The sequence below is a fragment of the Bacillus cereus group sp. MYBK216-1 genome (genome assembly GCF_051916495.1).
Classification (GTDB): Bacteria; Bacillota; Bacilli; order Bacillales; family Bacillaceae_G; genus Bacillus_A; species Bacillus_A thuringiensis_K.
The window spans coordinates 629,504-647,419 of record NZ_JBQAGT010000004.1; the positions used below are offsets into that span (position 1 = coordinate 629,504).

The following is a 17,916-nucleotide window of genomic DNA, read 5'->3' on the forward strand; positions in this document are numbered from 1 at the left end:
GGCTAAGAGAAGGTGCAAAATATGAAAATAATTGTTCAAAAATTTGGTGGCACATCAGTACGTGATGACAATGGACGTAAGCATGCGCTTCATCATATAAAAAAATCATTAGCTGCTGGTTATAAAGTAGTTACTGTCGTATCTGCTATGGGCCGTAAAGGTGAACCATATGCAACGGATACGTTATTAAGTCTTGTAAATCAAGAGGAATCTACTATTTCTAAACGTGAGCAAGATTTATTATTATCGTGCGGAGAGTTAATCTCTGCAATTGTTTTCTCTAATATGTTGAATGAGAACGGTATAAAAGCAGCAGCATTAAATGGTGCACAAGCTGGTTTTGTAACGAATGATGATTTTACGAATGCAAAGATTATTGAAATGAATTGCGATCGTATACATGAAGAGTTGGAAAATGTAGATGTAATCGTCGTTACAGGATTCCAAGGGCAAACGAAAAAAGGTGATACGACAACACTTGGGCGCGGAGGTAGTGATACTTCAGCTTCAGCATTAGGTGTTGCACTTCATGCTGAATACATCGATATATTCACTGATGTAGAAGGTGTTATGACTGCGGATCCTCGTATTGTAAAAGATGCACGTCATCTTCAAACTGTAACGTACAACGAGATTTGTAACATGGCTTATCAAGGTGCGAAAGTCGTTCATCCACGTGCAGTTGAAATTGCGATGCATGCAAAAGTGCCACTTCGTGTACGTTCTACGTATTCTGATAGTGAAGGTACACTTATTTCAGCATATGATGGTGCTACGAGAGGTCGTGATGTAGAAGAACGTCCTGTTACAGGTATTGCCCACGTATCAAACGTAACGCAAATTAAGGTGCTTGCAAAAGAAACGGCATATGATTTGCAACAACATGTGTTTAAAGAGATGGCGAACGAAGGAATAAGCGTCGATTTAATTAATATTTCACCTACTGGCGTAGCATATACGGTGAGTGATAATGTATCAAGTCATGCAGTTAAATTATTAAAGAACCTTGGATATGAGCCAATTGTGACAGAACATTGTGCGAAAGTATCTATCGTTGGAGCTGGAATGGCAGGATACCCAGGGGTTACTGCGAAAATCGTTACAGCTCTAGCGGAAAAAGGTATTCAAATCCTACAATCGGCAGATAGTCATACAACAATTTGGGTTCTTGTAAAAGAAACTGATTTAGTGGAGGCTGTAAATGCATTACATAGTGCGTTTGAGCTTTCAAAAGAAAAGCAACTGGAACAATAAGGAGTGAGACCATGATAGATTTTGGGACAATTGCAACCGCGATGGTAACACCGTTTGATATAAACGGGAATATCGATTTTGCAAAGACAACGAAATTGGTAAATTATTTAATTGATAACGGTACAACAGCAATCGTGGTAGGAGGAACGACAGGAGAATCTCCTACATTAACTTCAGAAGAGAAAGTAGCGTTATATCGCCATGTCGTATCTGTTGTCGATAAAAGAGTGCCCGTAATCGCTGGAACAGGTAGCAATAATACGCATGCTTCTATTGACTTAACTAAAAAGGCAACAGAAGTTGGTGTGGATGCAGTAATGCTAGTAGCACCGTATTATAACAAACCGAGCCAAGAAGGGATGTATCAGCATTTTAAAGCAATTGCTGAAAGCACGCCGCTTCCGGTTATGCTATATAACGTTCCGGGACGATCTATTGTACAAATCTCCGTTGATACAGTTGTTCGTTTATCAGAAATAGAAAACATTGTTGCTATTAAAGATGCCGGCGGCGATGTGTTAACAATGACAGAAATCATTGAAAAAACAGCGGACGACTTTGCGGTATACAGCGGTGATGACGGTTTAACGTTACCAGCTATGGCAGTTGGAGCGAAAGGTATCGTTTCGGTAGCATCTCATGTTATCGGAAACGAAATGCAAGAGATGATTACAGCATTTCAAGCAGGAGAGTTTAAGAAAGCACAAAAATTACATCAATTACTTGTAAGAGTAACTGATTCATTATTTATGGCGCCAAGTCCAACTCCAGTAAAAACAGCGTTACAAATGGTTGGATTAGATGTAGGTTCTGTACGTTTACCACTTCTTCCATTAACAGAAGAGGAAAGAGTAACGTTACAATCTGTTATGCAATCTATCCCTCGTTAATAAAAAATGACCTAGTGTAGAACTAGGTCATTTTTTATTATATGCAAATCTTTTCCTCTTTTTCTCACCTATATGTGTTTTTATAAGAACATTAATCGCTTCTTCATTATGTGTATAAGAAAATAATCATACCCCTTTAACTGAGTCAAAAAATGATAGATATTATGGAATAAACGTAATAAACCACGGTGTCTGTTTTTAGAGAAATCCCCTAAAATGTGACGTAATTCATAAAAAAAATCCATTTTGTAAGTGTTTTTGTTGGATTCTAGAAAAATAAATCTTGAAACTTCCTATTATGAAATGAATTTGGCGTATGTATGGCTAGTTCTTCAAAATAATATGGAGTATAAAATCGGAGTAAATATAAAGGAAATACGTTCGATACTTTTATTGTCATTCCGTTCTTTTCCTCTTTCTTTCGCACGATTTAACTTGTGTTCTATTTCTTGTATCAGGTATAATATGGCTAAGTAGCTTAGTACGGGTATGCTTAGCAAAATTGGTAAAAATTATAATTTGATTACATTTTCATATCATATCGAATAAGATATTTGATTTATATAATGAAAGAGAGGTGAAACCTGGTTTAAAAAATAAACAAGGACATGATATCGCATAACGGTAAGGACATTCGTCTTGGACGGTGAATATATGGTGGTTGTAGAGTTTCCCCTGGTGTCTCTGCAATTTTAGTGAAATCAGTGTTTGAAAGATTTTTAAACCAGGCAACAACATGAAGAGAAAAGAGAATGAGTCTGTTAAAGTATTTGCTCTTGGTGGAGTAGGTGAAATCGGGAAAAACATGTACTGTGTTGAAATTGATTCTGAAATCTTTATTGTAGATGCAGGGTTAATGTTCCCAGGAGATGAAATGTTTGGAATTGATATCGTTATTCCTGATATTACATATTTAGTGGAAAACCAAGAGCGAGTAAAAGGTTTATTTATTACTCACGGTCATGAAGATCATATTGGTGGTATTGTTTACGTACTTCGTAAATTATCTATTCCAGTATATGCAACGAAATTAACAGTAGGACTTATACAAGAAAAACTTGGCGAAGCGGGTATGTTAGGCCGTGTAGACTTAAAAACAATCGATTCAAATTCAACAGTAGAGTTTAATACTACAACGGTGTCATTCTTTGGAACGACACATAGTATTCCAGATTCTGTTGGTGTTTGTTTCCATACATCAAAAGGTGCGATTGTATATACGGGAGACTTTAAATTCGATCAAACTCCAATTGGAAATAGTGGAGCAGACCTTGGGAAAATGGCGCAAATCGGAAATGAAGGCGTACTTTGCTTATTATCTGATAGTACAAACGCAGAGCGCCCAGGTTATACAGGTTCAGAAAAAGAAGTTGGTGTAGAAATCTCTAAAGTGTTCTACGGCGCAGAAGGTCGTATTATTGTTGCTTCATTTGCATCGAATGTACATCGTATTCAACAAGTATTTGATGCAGCTGCTGAAACAGGGCGAAAAGTGGCGGTTGTAGGACGTAGTATGGTGAAAGTGGTAGATATCGCAAGACGTCTTGGTTATTTAGATGTTCCAGAAGGTATGGTTATTTCACTACAAGAAGTAGACAATTTCCCAGAGAAAAAGGTAGCTATTTTAACGACAGGTAGTCAAGGTGAACCGATGGCTGCTCTATCTAGAATGGCAAAGCAAGCTCATAAACAAATTTCAATTCGTAAAGGTGACACGGTTATTATTGCGGCTTCTCCAATTCCGGGTAATGAAATATCTGTATCAAAAATTATCGACTTGTTATTTAGAGCGGGAGCTGAAGTTGTTTATTACGGTGAAAGAAAAGTTCACGTTTCAGGTCACGGTAGCCAAGAAGAATTAAAATTAATGTTAAATTTAATGAAACCAAAGTACTTTGTACCCGTACACGGTGAGTTCCGTATGCAAAAAGCACATGCATACTTAGCTGAAGATGTAGGTATTACAAGAGAAAATATCTTTATCGTAGAAAAAGGCGATGTAATTGCTTTTGGTGACGATGAAGCGAACTTAGTCGGTAAAGTACAAGCTGGTAATGTTTTAATTGATGGATTAGGTGTAGGTGACGTTGGTAATATCGTTCTTCGAGATAGAAAGATGTTATCTCAAGATGGAATACTAGTAGTTGTTGTAACGCTTGGTAAAGATGAAAAGAAAATTATCTCTGGTCCAGAAATCATTTCACGTGGTTTCGTATATGTTCGTGAATCAGAAGCGTTAATTGAACGATCTACAGAGATTGTACGTATGATTGTTGAGCAGTCAATTAAAGAATATTCAATTGAATGGTCAATGTTAAAACAAAATATTCGTGAATTATTAGGACAGTTCTTGTACGAAGAGACAAAGAGAAAACCTATGATTTTACCGATTATTATGGAAGTATAAAAAAGATCACCCTTATGGGTGATCTTTTTTCTTTTTAACCCTATCGAATGAAATTTATAACTTAAGAAATAATAGTTATATACGAGTGAAAGGGGATGCGAAATGACAGAACGTGATCGATATACAAATGAAGAAAAAGAAGCTGAGCCAAAAGAAGCTGGAAAAGAGGCTTCAATAGTCGAAAAAATTCAACAGCTTGGACAGACAAATGTACCACAGATGAATGAATCACGTATTCATTGTTTAACGATTATCGGACAAGTGGAAGGTCATGTTCAATTACCACCGCAAAATAAAACAACAAAATACGAGCATATCATTCCGCAAATTGTTGCGATTGAACAAAATCCGAAAATTGAAGGTTTGCTTTTAATATTAAATACGGTTGGAGGTGACGTTGAAGCTGGGCTAGCAATTTCTGAAATGGTAGCTTCACTTTCAAAACCAACAGTGTCTCTAGTTTTAGGTGGGGGACATTCCATCGGTGTACCGATTGCTGTTTCTACTGACTATTCGTTTATTGCGGAAACTGCGACGATGACAATTCATCCAATTCGTTTAACAGGTCTTGTCATAGGTGTGCCACAAACATTTGAGTATTTGGATAAGATGCAAGAAAGAGTCATTCGTTTTGTGACGAAGCACTCGAAAGTAACAGAAGATCGTTTTAAAGAGCTTATGTTTGCGAAAGGAAATTTAACGCGAGATATTGGGACGAATGTAATTGGTGGGGATGCAGTAAAGTACGGTCTTATAGATGATGTAGGCGGTATTGGAAATGCGATTCGAAAATTAAACGAATTAATAGATGTTCGCGCGGAAGATAGTACAGAAGGGACAATGCTACAATGATTTTATATACAATTATGCCAGAGCAACTTGTGTATCCGGCCGATTATTCACAATGTGAAAGTCAAAAAGTCGTAAATATAAATGGTGTGGAATTAATGGTTTCTGAAGAGGAACATGGATTTTATTCTATTGTACGTGTGCTAAGTACGGACCCACTTCATTATTTAGAGTTTGAGCCCGGTCAGAAAATAACCTTTTAGCAAAAAGAAGGATTTTGTTTAGAAGCTATGGTATAATATAAAAAACAAGACGGTTGAGCAGCCATGAGTAGGCTGCTTTCTTCTGTTTATTTAGCATTTTACAAGAAGTGTAAAAATAGAAGATATAAAGACCTGAAAAATAGAGAAAACAGACATATAAATAGAGCATTTTGAGGGGAGCTTTACTTATATGTAGAACACGAGGTGAAGAAATGGCAAAACAAAAGCAAAGAGGGACGAAGTCAAAGGCAAGACGTACGATAAAGCCAACTTTGTATTATGAAATTGTCGGTTTAACTCTTTTTGCACTTTCAATCATTACGATTTTACAGCTAGGCGTTGTAGGGAAATCGTTTGTGTTATTTTTTCGCTTCTTCTTTGGTGAGTGGTACATAATTGGTGTGTTAGGTGTAATAGCTTTATCGGTTTCCTTTGTTATAAAACGCGGATGGCCGAACCTTTTAAATAAACGATTAATTGGATTTTATTTAATTGTATTGGCGATATTAATGTTTAGTCATATTACATTATTTAACCTTCTTACAAAAGATGGAGCAGTGCAAAATACTTCTGTTATTGTGAGTACGAAAGATAACTTCTTTCTTGAAATGAAAAAGGGGCCAGATAGTGTTCATTTAGGTGGTGGTATGTTTGGTGCGCTTATGTTCGCAACATGTTACTTCTTATTTGACGAAGTAGGAGCTTATATCATTGGTATTATTCTAGTTATTCTCGGTATACTTTGTATAACAAATAAGCATATTGGAGAAGTGTTAGCTCCAGTTGGTAGAATTCTTAGAAGTCAGTTTCAAGTGATGCAAGGGGATTATAAAGATTGGAGAGCTAAAAGAACGGCTGAACAAACAGAAAAGAAAAAAACAACAAGAAGCACAAGAAGCACAAGAAGCACAAGAAGCAAACGTGCTGCAGAACAAGAAGAAATTATTGAGCCGATGGAAGAAATCTCAATTGATCCTCCGATTATTTCGAATTTCACTGAGAATTATCCTGTAAATGAAGAAGAGGATAAACGAATCGAAGTAGAGCAAGAAGATTTGATCACTTCACCGTTTATTGAAGAGACTCCGCCAATTGAAGAACCAAAGAAAAAGCGTGGAGAAAAAATTGTTGAATCGTTAGAGAGTGAAGCACAAGCACCTCCTATGCAATTTTCAAATGTAGAAAATAAAGATTACAAGCTTCCTTCACTTGATATATTAAAATTCCCAAAGAATAAGCAAGTTACAAATGAAAATGCGGAAATTTATGAGAATGCTCGTAAATTAGAGCGTACATTCCAAAGTTTCGGAGTGAAAGCGAAAGTAACAAAAGTACATAGAGGTCCGGCAGTTACAAAATATGAAGTGTATCCTGATATGGGGGTAAAGGTAAGCAAAATTGTCAGTTTAAGTGATGATTTAGCCCTTGCTTTAGCTGCAAAGGACATTCGTATTGAAGCGCCAATTCCCGGGAAATCAGCTGTAGGGATCGAAGTTCCGAACTCAGAAGTTTCGATGGTAACGCTGAGGGAAGTTCTTGATTCTAAGGCTAATAATCATCCGGAAGAGAAGTTGTTAATTGGTCTTGGCCGAGATATTACAGGTGAAGCTGTATTAGCCCGTCTAAATAAAATGCCTCATTTACTCGTAGCTGGTGCGACAGGTAGCGGGAAAAGTGTATGTATTAACGGTATTATTGTTAGTATTTTAATGCGTGCAAAACCGCATGAAGTAAAATTAATGATGATTGACCCGAAAATGGTAGAATTAAATGTATATAACGGTGTGCCTCATTTATTAACGCCAGTTGTAACTGATCCGAAAAAAGCATCGCAAGCATTGAAAAAAGTTGTGAGTGAGATGGAACGTCGTTATGAATTGTTTGCTCATAGTGGTACACGTAACATTGAAGGATACAACGATTATATAAAAGAGCATAATAGTCAATCAGAAGCGAAACAACCCGAATTACCTTATATTGTAGTAATTGTGGACGAGTTAGCAGATTTAATGATGGTTGCTTCGTCTGATGTAGAGGATGCGATTATGCGTCTAGCGCAAATGGCTCGTGCTGCTGGTATTCATTTAATTATTGCAACGCAACGTCCGTCAGTTGACGTTATTACGGGTGTTATTAAAGCAAATATTCCATCACGTATTGCATTCGCTGTATCTTCTCAAACAGATTCTCGTACAATTCTTGACGGTGGTGGTGCAGAGAAGCTACTAGGTCGTGGAGACATGCTGTTTATACCAATTGGTGCATCGAAACCTGTACGTGTACAAGGCGCATTTTTATCAGATGATGAAGTTGAGAGAGTTGTAGAATATGTTATTGGACAGCAAAAAGCACAATATCAAGAAGATATGATTCCGCAAGATGTTCCTGATACGAAGCAGGAAGTAGAAGATGAATTATATGATGAAGCGGTTCAACTTGTAGTGGAAATGCAAACAGCATCTGTTTCTATGTTACAACGTAGGTTTAGAGTAGGTTATACGCGAGCTGCTCGCCTAATTGATGCAATGGAAATGAATGGTGTAGTAGGTCCGTATGAAGGTAGTAAACCGAGAGAAGTGCTCATTAATGATGTACAAGAAAAAAGTTCTTAAAAAAAGCCTAATTGTTTTTACAATTAGGCTTTTTTATATGGTGTTTTTGTTATATACTATACTCAGCAATAAAGAAAGGGCTTACATTTAGAGGTGCTCTTTAGAATACGAATACTTTGAGTATGTTTTGTGTAAATGTTCGATATTTAATGCAGAAAAATGTTAGATTTTGTTGACACGTATGAGAGCAAGTGGTAAGATTACTTCGAAAAGAATCACTGCCTCATATAATCTTGGAGATAAGGTCCATAAGTTTCTACCTGGCAACCATGAATTGCTAGACTATGAGGGGAAAAGTGTGTAACAAAGGATGTAAAGGATCTTTGTGCCGAACTTTTTCTCGAAATGAGGAATGTTTATGGTGCAAAGTTTTTTTTATACAATAAAGAGTGAAAATTTTATTTAAAAAAATTATTATTATTTATTCGACAATTACGCTTATTTTGGTGTTTAGTCATTTGTACTATGTTGTAAGTTGAAAAAAGAGAAAAGAAGTCTTACATCAGAGGTCGAATAATTGAAATGCGGGGGAGTCTTATGTCAGTAAAATCCGATAGTCGTCACCTATATCTACGGGTGATTGATCACATCAAAGAAAAAATTAAAGATGGGGCTTATAAAGAACGACAAAAGTTACCATCAGAGTTTGATTTAGCGAAAGAACTTGGCGTAAGTAGAGCGACTTTAAGGGAAGCATTGCGTATTTTAGAAGAAGAAAATGTTGTCATTCGTAGACATGGTGTAGGGACATTTGTAAATGCAAAGCCATTATTTTCTTCTGGAATAGAACAACTTTCTAGTATTACAGATATGATTTCTAGTGTGGGGAAAACACCAGGAACAATCTTTTTATCATCATCTACTACAACTTTAACAGAAGAGGAAAAAGAGAAGTTTAATAGTGAAGATGGTTTTAATGCAGTGATGATTGAACGCGTGCGTACAGCAGATGGGGAACCTGTTGTGTATTGTATCGATAAACTTGCAAAAGAAATATTGCCAGATTTATCGGGTTACAATGAGGAATCATTATTAACGGTGATACATAATAACACGCATAAGCGCATAACATATGCGGTTGCTCACATTGAGCCAATTGGCTATCACCCTAAAATCTCACCGATTTTAGAATGTGAGCCTGAAACAGCGCTGCTTGTATTAAAACAAATGCACTACGATCAAAATGATGAGCCAATCTTATATTCTATCAATTACTTTAGAGCTGATAAATTTAGCTTCCACGTATTAAGAAAGCGTATGTAGGTAAATTCCTTTTTAGGGAGGTGACAGCAAGAAGTAAGGAACAGCAGCGTATAAAAAATAGACAAATCATTTCAGGAGGGGTTTCTAGTATGAAGAAAAAAACAGGTCTTTTATTATCATTAACATTAGCAGCAAGTACGGTGTTAGGTGCATGTGGTAACTCGGATAAGGCGAGCAGTGATAAGAAAGAAGATAAAGACTTCAAAGTTGGTATGGTAACGGATGTTGGGGGCGTTGATGATAAATCATTCAACCAATCTTCTTGGGAAGGTTTGAAAAAGTTTGGTAAAGATAATGGATTAAAGGAAAAGACAAATTATCGTTACCTACAGTCTGAAAAAGAAGCAGATTATATTCCAAACTTAAAGAAATTTTCAAAAGATAAGTATGATTTATCTTTCGGAATCGGTTATAAATTAGAAGGTGCAATTAAAGAAGTTGCAAAAGAATCTCCAAAACAACAATTCGCAATCGTTGATACTGTTGTAGATGCACCGAACGTAACAAGTATTACATTTAAAGATCATGAAGGATCATTCCTTGTAGGTGCGGTAGCAGCTATGTCAACAAAATCGAATAAAGTAGGATTTGTTGGTGGAATGAAAAGTGATTTAATTAGTAAATTCGAAAATGGATTTAAAGCTGGTGCAAAGGCAGTAAATCCAAACATTGAAATCGTATCTGAATATGCGGAAGCATTTGATAAACCTGAAAAAGGTACAGTTCTTGCATCAGCAATGTATGGTCAAGGTGTAGATGTAATTTATCATGCTGCTGGTGGTACAGGTAACGGTGTGTTCACTGAAGCGAAAAACCGTAAGAAAAAAGGTGAAAATGTTTGGGTAATCGGTGTTGACCGTGACCAACATCAAGAAGGTATGCCTGAAAATGTAACATTAACTTCAATGATTAAACGTGTGGATGTAGCTGTAGAAAAAGTAGCTAAAGAAGCAAAAGATGGAAAATTAAAAGGTGGAAAAATTGAAGCGTTTGGTTTAAAAGATGACGGTATTGGTATTTCAAAAACAACTGATAACGTGAAAAAGGTTAACCCTGAAATTTTAACAAAAGTAGAAGAGTTTGAAAAGAAAATTACAGATGGTGAAATTAAAGTACCGGCTACAGATAAAGAGTATAAAGAATATGAAGCTTCTCTAAAAAAATAAATAGAGAAATAGCAAAGGTTAGTTCATAGAACTAACCTTTGTATGTATAAAAATTCCAAATCGCTTAATAAGTTAATAGTGTAATAGGGAATGTTCCCTGTTAAAAGGAGGAACGAAATGGAATACGTAATTGAGATGAATAACATTACGAAAGTATTCCCAGGCATTGTAGCGAATGATGATATTACGCTGCAAGTAAAGCAAGGAGAAATACATGCTTTACTTGGAGAAAATGGTGCAGGGAAATCCACATTGATGAATGTACTATTTGGTTTGTACCAACCAGAGCAGGGTGAAATTAAAATTAAAGGTAAACCTGTAAAAATCACAAATCCGAATATAGCAAATGACCTTGGTATTGGAATGGTCCATCAACACTTTATGCTTGTTCATAATTTTACAGTTACAGAGAATATTATTCTCGGAAATGAACCGAAGAAAAAAGGGAAAATTGCTGTTGAGGAAGCTGCTAAAGAAATTCAAAAATTGTCTGAACAATACGGTTTAGCTGTAAATCCATATGCGAAAATACAGGATATTTCAGTGGGTATGCAACAGCGTGTTGAGATTTTGAAAACTCTTTACCGCGGTGCAGAAATTTTAATATTTGATGAACCGACAGCCGTGTTAACACCACAAGAAATTCATGAGCTAATTCAAATTATGAAAAAGCTTGTACAAGAAGGAAAATCTATTGTTCTTATTACACATAAGTTGAAAGAAATTATGGAAGTTTGCGATCGTTGTACGATTATTCGTAAAGGAAAAGGGATTGGAACGGTTGACGTTGCAAATACGGATGAAAATAAACTTGCAGAATTAATGGTCGGACGTCAAGTGAATTTTAAAACAGAAAAAATAGACGCGAAGCCAAAAGAAGAGGTACTTTCAATTGCAAACCTTGTTGTTCACGATGCACGTCAACTACCTGCTGTAAAAGGCCTTGACTTAACTGTTCGTGCGGGGGAAATTGTTGGGATTGCAGGGATTGATGGAAACGGACAAAGTGAATTAATAGAAGCAATTACTGGTTTACGAAAAGTTGAGTCAGGTTCTATTGCAATTAAAGGAAAAGAAATAACAAATTGGCCTGTTAGAAGAATAACAGAAGAAGGAATTGGTCATATTCCAGAAGATCGTCATAAACACGGACTCGTACTTGATTTTTCTGTTAGAGATAATATAGTTCTTCAAACGTACTATAAAAATCCATTTTCAAAGAAAGGGATTTTAAATTTCAGCAAAATTACAGAAAAAGCAAAGGCTCTTATTGAACAGTTTGATGTACGTACACCTAGTGAGCAAACGTTAGCACGCGCTCTATCTGGGGGGAATCAACAAAAAGCAATTATTGCACGTGAAGTAGACCGAGATCCAGATTTATTAATTGCGGCACAGCCAACACGTGGTTTAGATGTAGGAGCAATTGAATTTATTCATAAGAGATTAATAGAGCAAAGGGATAAAGGAAAAGGTGTATTACTTTTATCATTAGAGTTAGATGAAATCTTAAATGTTAGCGATCGAATTGCTGTTATTTATGAAGGGGAAATTGTAGCAATAGTTGATGCGAAAGAAACGAATGAACAACAGCTTGGATTGTTAATGGCTGGAGGAACAAAGAAGGAGCAGGTGGGTACAAATGGCTAAAAAGCTTTTAACAGAACGAACGATAAATATTTTAGTCCCAGTACTATCCGTTATTTTCGGCTTACTTGTAGGAGCGATTGTAATGCTAGTTAGTGGCTATGATCCAATTGTTGGTTATAGTGCACTTTGGACAGGAATGTTCGGCAGCGCAAGTGCGATTGGTGAAACTCTCCGTACAATGATACCGCTTATTCTTGCTGGCTTATCGGTGGCGTTTGCATTTCGTACAGGCTTATTTAATATCGGGGTAGAGGGTCAATTGTTAGTTGGTTGGCTTGCAGCAGTTTGGTTCGGTTATGCAGTTTCGCTACCAGCTGTTCTTCACATGCCGTTATCAATTTTATTTGCAGCATTAGTAGGTGGAATTTGGGGTTTCATCCCTGGATATTTAAAGGGGAAATTTCAAGTTAATGAAGTTATTGTAACAATTATGATGAACTATATTGCTTTATACGTAACATATGACATTATTAAGCGTTTCTTACACGAGGGTAATGATAAAACGTATGACATTAAAGAGAGTGCGTCACTATCTTCAGACTGGCTTGCTTCTATTACTGATGGTTCACGTCTACACTGGGGAATTATTGTAGCAATTTTAATCGCTATTTTAATGTGGTTCTTATTAGATCGAACAACTTTAGGTTACGAATTAAAGTCGGTAGGATTTAATCAGCATGCCTCTCAATATGCAGGTATGAAAGTTTCTCGTAATGTAGTATTCTCCATGACAATTGCTGGTGCATTTGCGGGGATTGGTGGAGCGATGGAAGGATTAGGGACATTCCAGAGTATGACAGCGATGTCTTCGTTTACAGGAGTAGGGTTTGATGGGATTGCCGTAGCATTACTTGGAGGGAACAATCCGTTTGGTATAATCCTTTCAGCTTTATTGTTTGGTGGTTTGAAAAGTGCTTCCCCTCAAATGAACTTTGAGGCAGATGTACCGTCAGAGCTTATTAATGTAATTATTGCATGTATCATCTTCTTTGTTGCATGTAGTTATGTGTTAAGATGGGCGCTTACACGCATGAGCAAGGAGGGGAAATAAATGAGCTTTTTAGATATATTAGCCATTCTTGTGACGGGTACGTTATATACATCGGCACCTATCATTTTCACAGCACTAGGTGGTGTATTTAGTGAACGATCAGGTGTTGTAAATATCGGATTAGAAGGACTAATGCTATTTGGTGCATTTATTGGAGTTGTTACAAACTTATTAATGGGTGATACTTGGGGCACGATGACTCCGTGGATTGCGTTATTATTTGCGGCAATTGGTAGTGGTTTGTTTGCATTACTTCATGCGGTAGCTTCTATTACATTCCGAGCAGATCAAGTTGTAAGTGGTGTAGCAATTAACTTCTTATCTCTTGGATTAACGGTATTTGCAATTAAGAAGATTTTTGATAAAGGACAGACTGACTTTATTCAGTACCGTATTGAAAAGATTGATATTCCAGGCCTTTCAGATATTCCGGTTTTAGGGAAAATATTCTTCTCTAACGTACCAATAACGTCGTATATTGCCATTATTTTAGCATTCGTTGTTTGGTATGTTATTTATAAAACACCGTTCGGTCTTCGTCTTCGTGCGGTTGGTGAGCATCCAATGGCAGCGGATACGATGGGGATTAACGTATATAAAATGCGCTATATTGGCGTTTGTATATCAGGGGTGTTTGCTGGAATTGGTGGAGCAATTTTTGCGATGTCAATTTCTAATAACTTCTCAGGGGCAACTATTACAGGACAAGGTTTCTTAGCATTAGCTGCTATGATTTTTGGAAAGTGGAATCCACTAGGTGCATTAGGTGCAGCGCTATTCTTTGGTTTTGCACAATCATTAAGTGTAACAGGTGGAACAATTCCTGTATTAGATCAAATTCCGAGTGTTTTATTAACAATATTACCGTATGTATTCACAATATTAGCACTCGTTGGTTTTGTAGGTCGTTCTGAAGCTCCGAAAGCATTAGGAACTCCTTATGAAAAAGGAAAACGATAAGTATAAAAAGCTCGCACATTAGTGCGGGCTTTTTTACATAGACTATATTTAATACGGAATTTTACTATGTTCCTTACATATTACAGTTTTTAGAAAGGGCCTTATGTAAGTATAGTGAGGAAGAAAAGTTGATTTTTCATTTCTAAAAACTGTATATTGAAGAGGAATATTCCTATATACGTAAAGGAGGGCTATAAATGAAACTAATGGAACAACAACTACATGAATTAGGTGGTTTGCGCGTACATATTATTCCGACTGATAAATATAAAACGAATACCTTTGTATTTCGTTTTAAAGCGCCTTTAAATGAGGAGACGGTGACAGAGCGTGCCCTATTGCCATACGTATTGCAAAGTGCGACAGAAAAATTACCTTCTGTAATTCGTCTTCGTCAATATTTAGAAGAATTATACGGATCTTCTTTAGCGGTAGATGTAAGTAAAAAAGGGGAAGACCATATTATCTCCATTTATGTAGACATTGCAAATGAAGTTTATTTACATGATGCACCACCGTTATTTGAAAAAGCGCTTTCTATGTTGTCAGATATCGTGTTACATCCAGCAACGGAGGAGAACGGTTTCCTATCTTCTATCGTAGAAAGTGAAAAAAGAGCACTGTTACAGAGAATTGAAGCTACTTATGATGATAAAATGCGTTATGCAAACGAGCGTTTAATTGAAGAAATGTGCAAAGTAGAACCGTATCGTTTAAGTGCAAATGGAAAAAAAGAGAGTGTTACGTCTATTACAAATGAAAGTCTGTATCAATATTATCAAAAGGTGCTAGCGGAAGATGAAATGGATTTATATATTATTGGTGATATTTCAGAAAACGCCGTTGATCTTGTAAGTAAGTATTTTTCTATTTCAGCTCGTCCAGTGAGAGAAAGAAATGTACTCCTTCATAGACGAAATAATGAAGAAAAAGAAGTTGTTGAAAAACAAGAATTAAAACAAAGTAAATTACACATCGGTTATCGTACATTTGTCACATATAAAGATGAAGATTATTTTGCATTGCAATTGTTCAATGGATTGTTTGGTGGCTTTTCTCATTCGAAGTTATTCGTAAATGTGCGTGAAAAAAATAGTTTAGCGTACTATGCAGCATCGCGCTTTGAAAGTCATAAAGGTTTATTATTTGTTATGTCAGGAATCGAAGCGAAAAATTATGAAAAAGCAGTTGAGATTATTAAAGAACAAATGCTTGCGATGCAAAACGGAGAGTTTTCTGAAGAAGAAATACATCAAACAAAAAGTGTCATCCAAAATCAAATATTAGAGGCAATTGATACACCACGTGGTTTTGTAGAAATGTTATATCATGGTATTATTTCAGATCGTACACGTCCAGTTGAAGAATGGCTTACCGGTATAGAAAGTGTGACAAAACAAGAAATTGTAAAAGTTGCTAAAAATATTGAACTAGATACAATTTACTTTTTACAAGGAACGGAGGGAGAGTAAATGGAGAAAATTGTTTATGAACAATTAAAAGAAACACTCTATTATGAAAAACTTCCTAATGGATTAGATGTATATGTTTTACCGAAACAAGGATTTAATAAAACATTTGCGACGTTTACGACGAAATATGGTTCTGTAGATAATACATTTATACCATTAGGGAAAGAAGAAATGATTCGTGTGCCTGATGGGATTGCACATTTTCTTGAGCATAAATTATTTGAAAAAGAAGATCACGATGCTTTCCAATTGTTTAGTAAACAAGGGGCATCGGCAAATGCTTTCACATCTTTCACAAGAACAGCTTACCTTTTCTCATGTACATCAAATGTAGAACAAAATTTAAATACATTGTTAAACTTTGTACAAGAGCCTTACTTCTCTGAAAAAACCGTTGAAAAAGAGAAGGGTATTATTGGGCAAGAAATTCAAATGTATCAAGATAATCCAGATTGGCGCTTATATTTTGGATTAATTGATAGCTTGTTTGTAAAGCACCCGATTAAAATTGATATTGCAGGGACGATTGAGTCTATTAGTAAAATTACGAAAGACCTACTATATGAATGTTATGAAACGTTTTATCATCCAAGCAATATGTTAATGTTTGTTGTAGGTGCAATTGATCCAGAAAAAACGATGGATTTGATACGTGAAAATCAAGCGAAGAAAGATTATAAAAACCAACCAGAAATAGTACGTTCATTCGAAGAAGAACCAGATGAGGTAAATGAAAAGAAGAAAATTATTTCAATGCCTGTACAAACTCCGAAATGTTTAGTTGGTATTAAAGCGACAAACTTAAAAGAAAAAGGGGAAGCTCTTTTAAAACAAGAAATTGCGCTTACGTTACTTTTAGATTATTTATTTGGGAAAAGCTCCGTTCATTACGAATCTTTATATAACGAAGGGCTCATTGATGATTCGTTCTCGTATGATTATACAGAAGAGAATAACTTCGGTTTTGCAATGGTTGGCGGCGATACGAAGCAACCTGATGAGCTGGAAGAGCGTTTGAAAGGTATTTTATTAAACACAAATTATGATCAATTAGATGAGGCGGCATTAGAACGAGTGAAGAAAAAGAAAATAGGTGGCTTTTTACGTTCCTTGAATTCACCGGAATATATTGCAAATCAATTTACACGATATGCGTTTAATGAATCGAGTCTGTTTGATGCATTGACTGTATTAGAAAGTCTAACGGTTCAAGATTTACAAGAAGTAGCTCAATTACTATTATCAGAAGAGAAAATGAGTGTTTGCCAAGTTTTACCTAAAAAATAAAAGGTTTCATAACAATACCCTCATCTTATCATTGATAAATTGTAAGATGAGGGTATTATTTATTTGTAGGGAAAAGATTTTTTTGAGATAAGAGAGGAATTGTATGAAAAAGTATGCATTAGTAACTGGAGGAAGCGGAGGGATTGGCTCTGCTATTTCGAAACAATTAATTCAAGATGGATATACAGTATATGTTCATTATAATAACAGTGAAGAGAAAGTGAATGAGTTGCAGAAAGAATGGGGTGAAGTAATTCCTGTTCAAGCGAATTTAGTTTCTACTGATGGGGCAGAGCAATTGTGGAAACAAATTGAACATCCTCTTGATGTTATCGTATATGCAGCTGGGAAGAGTATTTTTGGACTCGTAACAGATGTAACGAACGATGAATTGAATGATATGGTAGAACTTCAAGTGAAGAGTATCTATAAATTATTATCGATGGCATTGCCATCTATGATTCAACGGAGAGGCGGTAATATTGTACTTGTTTCGTCTATATGGGGACAAATTGGAGCGTCATGTGAAGTGCTTTACTCGATGGTAAAAGGTGCGCAAAATTCATATGTGAAAGCTTTAGCAAAAGAAGTTTCATTAAGTGGAATAAGAGTGAACGCGGTGGCGCCAGGTGCAATTGAAACGGAAATGTTAAATGTATTTTCAGAAGAGGATAAGAATGAAATTGCGGAAGAGATTCCGTTAGGACGATTAGGATTACCAGAAGAAGTAGCAAAAACTGTGTCATTTCTCGTATCATCAGGTGCATCTTATATAACAGGACAAATTATCGGAGTAAATGGCGGGTGGCATTGCTAAAAATTTCTTACATAAAAAATGAAAAACTGTACAAA

Annotated in this window: 14 protein-coding genes and 1 riboswitch; all 14 genes read left to right on the top strand. The window is 36.0% G+C overall.

Annotated features, from left to right (window positions below):
* Positions 1 to 21 precede the first annotated feature (21 nt).
* The 14 genes from dapG to ymfI all read left to right on the top strand — a co-directional run bounded on the left by dapG (position 22) and on the right by ymfI (position 17,881).
* Positions 22 to 1,254: an aspartate kinase gene (dapG, locus tag ACTFRH_RS17835; RefSeq protein ID WP_000692450.1), complete on the top strand. Its 1,233-nt coding sequence runs from the start codon at positions 22 to 24 to the stop codon at positions 1,252 to 1,254.
* A gap of 11 nt (positions 1,255 to 1,265) precedes the next feature.
* The gene (dapA, locus tag ACTFRH_RS17840) at positions 1,266 to 2,144 is read left to right on the top strand and encodes a 4-hydroxy-tetrahydrodipicolinate synthase (protein WP_000564763.1); all 879 of its coding nucleotides are present in this window, start codon (positions 1,266 to 1,268) and stop codon (positions 2,142 to 2,144) included.
* A gap of 736 nt (positions 2,145 to 2,880) precedes the next feature.
* Positions 2,881 to 4,551, top strand: a complete 1,671-nt coding sequence (locus ACTFRH_RS17845; RefSeq protein WP_000823089.1) for a ribonuclease J — start codon at positions 2,881 to 2,883, stop codon at positions 4,549 to 4,551.
* 102 nt (positions 4,552 to 4,653) lie between these two features.
* The gene (tepA, locus tag ACTFRH_RS17850) at positions 4,654 to 5,403 is read left to right on the top strand and encodes a translocation-enhancing protein TepA (RefSeq protein ID WP_000139806.1); all 750 of its coding nucleotides are present in this window, start codon (positions 4,654 to 4,656) and stop codon (positions 5,401 to 5,403) included.
* Positions 5,400 to 5,603, top strand: a complete 204-nt coding sequence (locus ACTFRH_RS17855) for a YlzJ-like family protein (RefSeq protein ID WP_000605023.1) — start codon at positions 5,400 to 5,402, stop codon at positions 5,601 to 5,603. The genes tepA and ACTFRH_RS17855 overlap by 4 nt, the downstream gene beginning before the upstream one ends.
* A gap of 212 nt (positions 5,604 to 5,815) precedes the next feature.
* Positions 5,816 to 8,215, top strand: a complete 2,400-nt coding sequence (locus tag ACTFRH_RS17860; RefSeq protein WP_440048757.1) for a DNA translocase FtsK — start codon at positions 5,816 to 5,818, stop codon at positions 8,213 to 8,215.
* Between the two features lie 203 nt (positions 8,216 to 8,418).
* Positions 8,419 to 8,520: riboswitch (purine riboswitch) on the top strand.
* A 232-nt stretch (positions 8,521 to 8,752) separates the two neighbouring features.
* On the top strand, positions 8,753 to 9,478 hold the full coding sequence (locus tag ACTFRH_RS17865; RefSeq protein WP_000114182.1) for a GntR family transcriptional regulator: 726 nt from the start codon (positions 8,753 to 8,755) through the stop codon (positions 9,476 to 9,478).
* Between the two features lie 89 nt (positions 9,479 to 9,567).
* A complete protein-coding gene (locus ACTFRH_RS17870; RefSeq protein ID WP_000730604.1) occupies positions 9,568 to 10,644 on the top strand; it encodes a BMP family lipoprotein in 1,077 nt (358 codons plus the stop codon).
* Between the two features lie 117 nt (positions 10,645 to 10,761).
* Positions 10,762 to 12,294 carry an ABC transporter ATP-binding protein gene (locus ACTFRH_RS17875; protein WP_000456911.1) on the top strand — a complete coding sequence of 511 codons (1,533 nt, stop codon included), beginning with the start codon at positions 10,762 to 10,764 and terminating at the stop codon, positions 12,292 to 12,294.
* Complete coding sequence (locus ACTFRH_RS17880) at positions 12,287 to 13,345, top strand: ABC transporter permease (protein WP_001085260.1); 1,059 nt, start codon at positions 12,287 to 12,289, stop codon at positions 13,343 to 13,345. Before ACTFRH_RS17875 ends, ACTFRH_RS17880 begins: the two co-directional genes overlap by 8 nt.
* Positions 13,346 to 14,305 carry an ABC transporter permease gene (locus tag ACTFRH_RS17885; protein WP_000008857.1) on the top strand — a complete coding sequence of 320 codons (960 nt, stop codon included), beginning with the start codon at positions 13,346 to 13,348 and terminating at the stop codon, positions 14,303 to 14,305. It begins immediately after the preceding gene.
* Between the two features lie 197 nt (positions 14,306 to 14,502).
* Positions 14,503 to 15,777: an EF-P 5-aminopentanol modification-associated protein YfmF gene (gene yfmF, locus ACTFRH_RS17890; protein ID WP_000772411.1), complete on the top strand. Its 1,275-nt coding sequence runs from the start codon at positions 14,503 to 14,505 to the stop codon at positions 15,775 to 15,777.
* Entirely contained in the window at positions 15,778 to 17,064 is a 1,287-nt protein-coding gene (gene yfmH / locus ACTFRH_RS17895) for an EF-P 5-aminopentanol modification-associated protein YfmH (RefSeq protein WP_000411968.1), read from the top strand.
* 103 nt (positions 17,065 to 17,167) lie between these two features.
* Positions 17,168 to 17,881: an elongation factor P 5-aminopentanone reductase gene (gene ymfI, locus ACTFRH_RS17900; protein ID WP_000759623.1), complete on the top strand. Its 714-nt coding sequence runs from the start codon at positions 17,168 to 17,170 to the stop codon at positions 17,879 to 17,881.
* The last annotated feature ends 35 nt before the right edge of the window (positions 17,882 to 17,916 follow it).